Source organism: Streptomyces sp. LaBMicrA B280, assembly GCF_049222185.1.
In the GTDB taxonomy this organism is placed as follows: Bacteria; Actinomycetota; Actinomycetes; order Streptomycetales; family Streptomycetaceae; genus Streptomyces; species Streptomyces murinus.
In genome coordinates this window covers 310,701-317,221 of sequence record NZ_JBMJCT010000058.1, presented here as the reverse complement: position 1 = coordinate 317,221, position 6,521 = coordinate 310,701, and the positions used below count along the sequence as shown (strand labels likewise).

5 protein-coding genes and 1 pseudogene are annotated in these 6,521 nt (G+C 73.2%); 1 reads left to right on the top strand and 5 read right to left on the bottom strand.

Annotation, left to right across the window (positions count from 1 at the left end):
• The 5 genes and pseudogenes from ACLF5H_RS32950 to ACLF5H_RS32930 form a co-directional block, all read right to left on the bottom strand.
• Positions 1-490: pseudogene (locus ACLF5H_RS32950) on the bottom strand (hypothetical protein); the annotation flags it as partial.
• A gap of 5 nt (positions 491-495) precedes the next feature.
• Entirely contained in the window at positions 496-1,371 is an 876-nt protein-coding gene (locus tag ACLF5H_RS32945) for an AAA family ATPase (protein WP_421679670.1), read from the bottom strand.
• Positions 1,372-1,386: 15 nt separating this feature from the next.
• The gene (locus tag ACLF5H_RS32940) at positions 1,387-2,244 is read right to left on the bottom strand and encodes an FAD binding domain-containing protein (protein ID WP_421679669.1); all 858 of its coding nucleotides are present in this window, start codon (positions 2,242-2,244) and stop codon (positions 1,387-1,389) included.
• The gene (locus tag ACLF5H_RS32935; protein WP_421679668.1) at positions 2,241-4,616 is read right to left on the bottom strand and encodes a xanthine dehydrogenase family protein molybdopterin-binding subunit; all 2,376 of its coding nucleotides are present in this window, start codon (positions 4,614-4,616) and stop codon (positions 2,241-2,243) included. The genes ACLF5H_RS32940 and ACLF5H_RS32935 overlap by 4 nt, the downstream gene beginning before the upstream one ends.
• Entirely contained in the window at positions 4,613-5,143 is a 531-nt protein-coding gene (locus ACLF5H_RS32930) for a (2Fe-2S)-binding protein (protein WP_421679667.1), read from the bottom strand. Before ACLF5H_RS32930 ends, ACLF5H_RS32935 begins: the two co-directional genes overlap by 4 nt.
• A 352-nt stretch (positions 5,144-5,495) precedes the next feature.
• Between ACLF5H_RS32930 and ACLF5H_RS32925 the strand changes: the two genes are divergently transcribed.
• Positions 5,496-6,521 carry an alcohol dehydrogenase catalytic domain-containing protein gene (locus tag ACLF5H_RS32925; RefSeq protein ID WP_421679666.1) on the top strand — a complete coding sequence of 342 codons (1,026 nt, stop codon included), beginning with the start codon at positions 5,496-5,498 and terminating at the stop codon, positions 6,519-6,521.

Sequence of the window (6,521 nt, the reverse complement as noted above, 5' to 3'; positions counted from 1 at the left end):
CCAGCAGCCGGCGGAGTTGAGCGCGCTCGGCGGCGTCCAGCGCGGCGACGTCACGGTGCCGCAGCACCTCCGTCGCGCTGGCGAGCGCCGCCGTGGGCGGGCCCAGCGGATCGCGTTCGCCGGGGGTACGGCTGCCACCGGCCGCGTCCCGTGCGCGCAGCCGCGGCCGAGGCGGTTGCGGAGTGCGGACCGTAGGTGGGAGAGGGGAGCCCTCGGCGGCGCCGAAGTAGGCGGCGAACACCCGCTCGTAGCGCTCCAGATCGTCCGGCCCCCCGCACAGCGTCGCCCGCCCCGCCGCGTACACGTCCGCCCGCATCCCGGGCCGCAGCACGGCCACCGCCCGCAGGAAGGCGTACATCCGCTCGGTGCTCGCCTCGACCCCGGCCGCGCGCAACGCCCGTACGAGGCCGAGCAGTACGGCGTCCGCCCCGGCGAGTCCCGCGGCCGCCGCCTCGGACTCCCCGGCCTCCCCCCGCCCGCCGACGGCCATGCCGTTCACACCCCCCGCGCCGCCAGCACCGCGGCCAGGTCGAGCCCCCTGGCCCGGTCCATGTCCTCCCGGTACTTCAGGACCGAACCCAGTGTGGAGACGGCGAGTTCCGCGTCCACCTCCGTGGCACCCAGGGCGTCCAGCGCCTCGGCCCAGTCGATGGTCTCCGCGACCCCCGGGGGCTTCACCAGGTCCGCGCCGCGCAACGCCTGGACGAGCACCGTGACCTGCTCGGCCAGGCGCGCCGACACCTCGGGCAACCGACGGCGCACGATGGCCAGTTCACGGGCGAAGCCGGGATGGTCGAACCAGTGGTACAGGCAGCGCCGCTTCAGCGCGTCGTGCACCTCCCGGGTCCGGTTGGAGGTGAGGACGACCACCGGCGGCACCTCGGCGCGCAGCGTGCCCAGTTCCGGGATCGTCACCGCGTACTCGGACAGCAGCTCCAGCAGGAACGCCTCGAACTCGTCGTCGGCGCGGTCGATCTCGTCCACCAGCAGCACCGACGGCTGCCGCTGCAGGGCCTGGAGCAGCGGCCGGGCGACGAGGAACCGCCGGTCGTACAGCTCGCTCTCCAGCCGGTCCGCGTCCTTGACCCCGGCCGCCTCCGCCGCGCGCAGATGCAGCAGCTGACGCGGGAAGTCCCAGTCGTACAGGGCCTGGGAGGCGTCGATGCCCTCATGGCACTGCAACCGGATCAGCGGCGCGTCGAGCGCCTCGGCGAGGGCGGAGGCGAGCGCGGTCTTGCCGACGCCCGCGTCGCCCTCGCAGAACAGCGGCCGGTGCAGCCTCAGCGCCAGGTAGCAGGTGACGGCCAGCCCCTCGTCGACGAGATACCCCGTCTCCGCCAGGCGGGCCCGCACCTGGTCCGGGCCGTCCATCCGGGTGATCGGCGCTCACCCCATCCCGGCGGCGGCCAGCACCGCCCGCTTGGTCAGCACCTCGGCCAGATGCGCCCGGTAGTCGGGCGCGGCCGACGCGTCCCGCCCCGGCCGGGCGCCCTCGGCCGCCGACCGCGCGGCGGCACGCGCCACCGCGTCCGGCCCGTCGGCCCCGGCCAGCGCCGCCTCGGTCGTGGCCGCGCGCAGCGGGGTCGCGCCCATGTTGGTCAGGCCGACCCGTGCCTCGGCGATGTGCCCGTTCTCCCGGCGCACCAGCGCGGCGACCCCGACGATCGCCCAGGACTGCGCCACCCGGTGGAACTTCTCGTAGTGGAAGCCCCAGCCGTCCGCCTTCGGCAACCGCACCTCCACCAGCAACTCATCGGGAGAGAGCCCGGTTTGGAGGTAGTCGACGAAGAACTCCCGGGCCGGGAGGGTGCGTCGGCCGCCGGGGCCCACGGCGACCAGTTCACCGTCCAGCGCCAGCACGATCGCGGGCAGATCACCGGCCGGGTCGGCGTGCGCCAACGAGCCGCCGAGCGTGCCCCGATGCCGTACCGCCGGATCGGCGACGGTCGCCGTCGCCCGGGCCAGCAGACCCGCGTGGCGGCGCACCAGCGGGTCGTGGATCACCTCGTGGTGGGTGGTGAGCGCGCCGATCACCAGCATGTCGCCGTCCTCGCGGACCCCGCGCAGACCGGGGATCCGGCCCACGTCCACGACGAGTCCGGGAAAGGCGAGCCGCAACCGCAGCAGCGGCAGCAGGCTCTGCCCACCGGCCAGCACCTTCGCCTCGTCGCCCGCCTCGCCGAGCAGCCGTACGGCCTCCTCGACGCTCTCGGGGCGGGCGTACTCGAACGCCGGGGGAATCATGCCGTCGCCTCCCTCACCGCGCGCCACACCCGTTCCGGGGTGCAGGGCATCCGTACGTCGGTCACCCCGAGCGGCCGCAGCGCGTCCACGACGGCGTTGACCACGGCGGGCGTCGAGGCGATCGTCCCGGCCTCGCCGACCCCCTTGACGCCGAGCGCGTTGGACGACGCGGGGGTCTCGGTGCGGTCGGTCACGAACTCCGGCAGATCGGCGGCCGAGGGCAGGAGGTAGTCGGCCATGCTGGCGGAGACCAGATTGCCCTCGTCGTCGTAGACGGCCTCCTCGTACAGCGCCTGCGCGATGCCCTGCGCGAGCCCGCCGTGCACCTGCCCCTCGACGATCATCGGGTTGACCACATGGCCGACGTCGTCCACGCAGACGTACGACCTGATCCGCGTCCGCCCGGTCTCCGTGTCGACCTCGACCGCGCACAGATGCGTGCCGTGCGGGAAGGAGAAGTTCTCCGGGTCGACCACGTGCTCGGCGTTGATGGACGGCTCCACGCCGTCGGGCAGATCGTGGTTGGTGAACGCCTCGAAGGCGATCTCCTGGATGGACCTGCGCGCCTCCGGGGAGCCCTTCACGGAGAAGACGCCCTCCCGGAACTCCAGGTCCTGCTCGCTCGCCTCCAGCAGATGCGCGGCCACCTTGCGTGCCTTGTCGACCACCGTGGTCGCCGCCCGGTGCACGGCCTCGCCGCCGACGGCCAGCGAACGCGAACCGTAGGTGTCCATGCCCTGCGGACAGGACCTGGTGTCGCCGTGCAGCACCTCGACGTCCTCGAACGGCACCCCGAGGACGTCCGCCGCGATCTGGCTCCAGCAGGTCTCGTGGCCCTGTCCGTGCGGGCTGGTCCCGGTGACCACCTCGACCTTGCCGGTGGGCAGCATCCGGATGCTCGCCGCCTCCCAGCCGCCCGCGCCGTACCTGAGGTCGCGCAGCACCCGGCTCGGCGCCAGGCCGCACATCTCCGTGAACGTCGACACGCCGATCCCGAGGCGCACCGGATCGCCGCGCCCGGCGCGCTCGCGCTGCTCGGCGCGCAGCGCGTCGTAGCCGAACAGGGCGAGCGCCTTCGCGGTCGCCGCCTCGTAGTCGCCGCTGTCGTAGGTCAGTCCGGCGATGGTGGTGTACGGGAACTCCTCGTGCCGGATCCAGTTGCGGCGCCGCAACTCCACCGGGTCCAGGCCCAGTTCGGCGGCCAGCTCGTCCATGATCCGCTCGATGGCGAACGTGGCCTCCGGACGGCCGGCGCCCCGGTAGGCGTCGGTGGGGGTGCGGGTGGTGAAGACGCCGGTGCAGGTGAACTCGTAGGAGTCCATCTTGTAGATCGCCGGGTACATGAACGCGCCCAGGATCGGGATGCCCGGGGTCACCAGCATCAGATAGGCGCCCATGTCCGCGAGCAGGTCCACCTTCAGGCCGAGCAGCCGGCCCTCCCGGGTGGCCGCGACCTCGATGTCCTGGATCATGCCGCGCCCGTGGTGGGTGGCGAGGTGGCCCTCGGACCGTGACTCGGTCCATTTCACCGGCCGTCCCAGCCTGCGGGCGACCGCGAGGGCCAGCACCTCCTCGCCGTACACCTGCAGTTTGGAGCCGAAGCCGCCGCCGACGTCCGGGGCGATCACCCGCAGCTTGTGCTCGGGGATGCCGGTGACCGTCGCGAGCATGATCCGCAGGATGTGCGGGATCTGGGTGGCCGAGTACACGGTGTACTCGCCGGACGCGGCCAGCGGGGTGACCACGACCGCGCGCGGCTCCATCGCGTCGGGGATGAGCCGCTGCTGGTGGTAGCGCCGCCTGACCGTCACCTCGGCGCGTTCGCGGACCGCCTCGAAGCTCTCGCCGGTGGCCAGCGGCCAGGTGTAGCAGCGGTTGGTGCCCTTGTCGGAGTGGACCAGCGGGGCGCCCTCGGCGAGCGCGTCCTCCAGGTCGAGGACCGGCGGCAGCGGCTCGTAGTCGACCTCGATCGCCTCCAGCGCGTCGGCCGCCGCGTACCGGTCGCGGGCCACGACGACGGCCACCGGGTCGCCCGCGTAGCGGACCTCGTCCACCGCGATCGGCGGATGGCCGGGCAGCACGATGTCCTCGGTCACCGGCCACGCGCAGGGCAGCGAGCCGAGCCCCTCGGCGAGGTCCGCGCCGCTGAACGCCGCGAGGACACCGGGGCGTTCGAGCGCGGGGGCGACATCGACGCGGGTGATGCGGGCGTGCGCCATCGGGCTGCGCAGCACGGCCAGGTGCAGCATCCCGGCGACCTGGATGTTGTCGGTCCAGGTGGTCTGGCCGGTGATCAGCCGGGCGTCCTCCTTGCGCAGCCGGGACCGGCCGACCTCCCGCCCGGCCTCGCCCGCCACGGCCTGCTCGGTCATGCCCCGACCTCCTCGGTGACCTGCGCCCCCGAGGCGTCCCACGCGTGATCGCCGGAGCCGGGGCCGTCCGGCCCTCCGGCGGCGGCGAGCACCGCGCGCACGATGTTCTGGTAGCCGGTGCAGCGGCAGAGGTTCCCCTCCAGGGCGCCGCGCACCTCCTCGGCGGTGGGGTGCGGGTTCTCCCGCAGGAGATCGCGCGCCGCCATGATCATGCCGGGGGTGCAGTAGCCGCACTGGAGTCCGTGCTGCTCGTGGAAGGCGCGCTGGAGCGGTGTCCACTCGCCGTCCTTCGCAAGGCCCTGCACGGTCGTCACCGCGCAGCCGTCCGCCTGGACGGCCAGCACCGAGCAGCTCTTGGCGGTCGCGCCGTCCAGGTCGACGGTGCACGCCCCGCAGTTGGAGGTGTCGCAGCCGATCGGGGTGCCGGTCAGGCCGAGACGGTCACGCAGGTAGTGGACGAGGAGCAGCCGCGGCTCCACGTCGTCCTCGTAGGTCGTGCCGTCCACGTTCACCGTGATGTGCGTCATGCGCCCTCCAGACCGTGCGGGCAGGAGCGGAGATCAGCCGGTCCGGCGTGATGTAGGTCACTCTATGGCCGGGGTGTGGACCCGGCGAGCGCTGAGGCGGCCGGTTTGTTGAGCGTTGATCCATTACTGGAGGGGGAGCGTATTACCGCACTGAACGTGATCGGCCGACACGCTGCGTCACGACGAATCGAAGCCGTTCGGCGCGCGCGATCGCGCGGGAACTGGTCTGCTGGTCGGGGGCGGACCGCCGTACCGGCCCGTTCGGGAGAGCGGCGTCCGGCACCACCGCTCGGCCGTATCGCCCACGCTCGTATCCCCTTCTCAGGAGAGACCCCCTTCTCAGGAGAGATCCATGAGTAGCTATCGAGTCGCCCAAGTGCCCGCCGCGAACGGCACGTTCGAGGTGGTCGAGCGCGAGGTGCCGCGGCCGGGGCCCGGCCATGTGCGGATCGCCGTCGAGGCGTGCGGCGTCTGCCACAGCGACGCGCTGTTCGTCAGCGCGGCGGTGCCGGGCATCACCTTCCCCGAGGTGCCCGGACATGAGATCGCCGGGCGGATCGCGGAGCTGGGCGAGGGGGCGGGGGAGCGTGGCTGGCAGGTCGGCGACCGGGTGGCCGTGGGCTGGTTCGGCGGCAGCTGCGGCCACTGCCGGGCCTGCCGCGAGGGCGACTTCATCGTGTGCGAGAGCCTCAAGGTGCCGGGCTGGGCCTACGACGGCGGCTTCGGCGAGCAGGTGATCGCACCCGTCGACGCCCTGGCCCGGATCCCCGACGCGCTCGCCGCGAGCGACGCGGGACCGCTGGCCTGTGCCGGTGTGACCACGTTCAACGGACTGCGGCGCAGCGCGGGGCGCCCCGGCGACCTGGTCGCGGTGCTCGGCCTGGGCGGCCTCGGGCACCTGGGTGTGCAGTACGCGGTCGCGATGGGCTTCGAGACGGTCGCGATCGCCCGGGGCCCCCAGAAGGCGGAATTCGCCAAGCAGCTCGGCGCCCACCACTATGTCGACAGCACCGCCGCCACTCCGGTCGCCGAGGCGCTGCGGTCCCTCGGCGGCGCCAAGGTCGTCCTCGCCACCGCCGGCAACTCCGAGGCCATCTCCGCCACCGTGGACGGCCTGAGCCACCGCGGTGAACTGGTCGTCATCGGCGCGGACATCGCCCCCCTCGACATCAACCCCAACCAGCTCCTCATGGCCGCCCGCGTGGTCCGGGGCCACCCCTCCGGGACCTCGCAGGACGTCGAGGACACCATGGCGTTCAGCGTCCTGCACGGCATCCGCCCGATGACGGAGAAGGTTCCGCTGACGGAGGCGGACGCGGCGTACCGGAAGATGATGTCGGGCGGCGCGAGGTTCAGGATGGTGCTGACGGAGGGGTGA

What these genes read in the sequence shown, in the direction of transcription:
- ACLF5H_RS32930 (WP_421679667.1), bottom strand. Translation starts at nt 5,143, where the DNA reads ATGACGCACATCACGGTGAACGTGGACGGCACGACCTACGAGGACGAC.
- ACLF5H_RS32925 (WP_421679666.1), top strand. Translation starts at nt 5,496, where the DNA reads ATGAGTAGCTATCGAGTCGCCCAAGTGCCCGCCGCGAACGGCACGTTC.
- ACLF5H_RS32945 (WP_421679670.1), bottom strand. Translation starts at nt 1,371, where the DNA reads ATGGACGGCCCGGACCAGGTGCGGGCCCGCCTGGCGGAGACGGGGTAT.
- ACLF5H_RS32935 (WP_421679668.1), bottom strand. Translation starts at nt 4,616, where the DNA reads ATGACCGAGCAGGCCGTGGCGGGCGAGGCCGGGCGGGAGGTCGGCCGG.
- ACLF5H_RS32940 (WP_421679669.1), bottom strand. Translation starts at nt 2,244, where the DNA reads ATGATTCCCCCGGCGTTCGAGTACGCCCGCCCCGAGAGCGTCGAGGAG.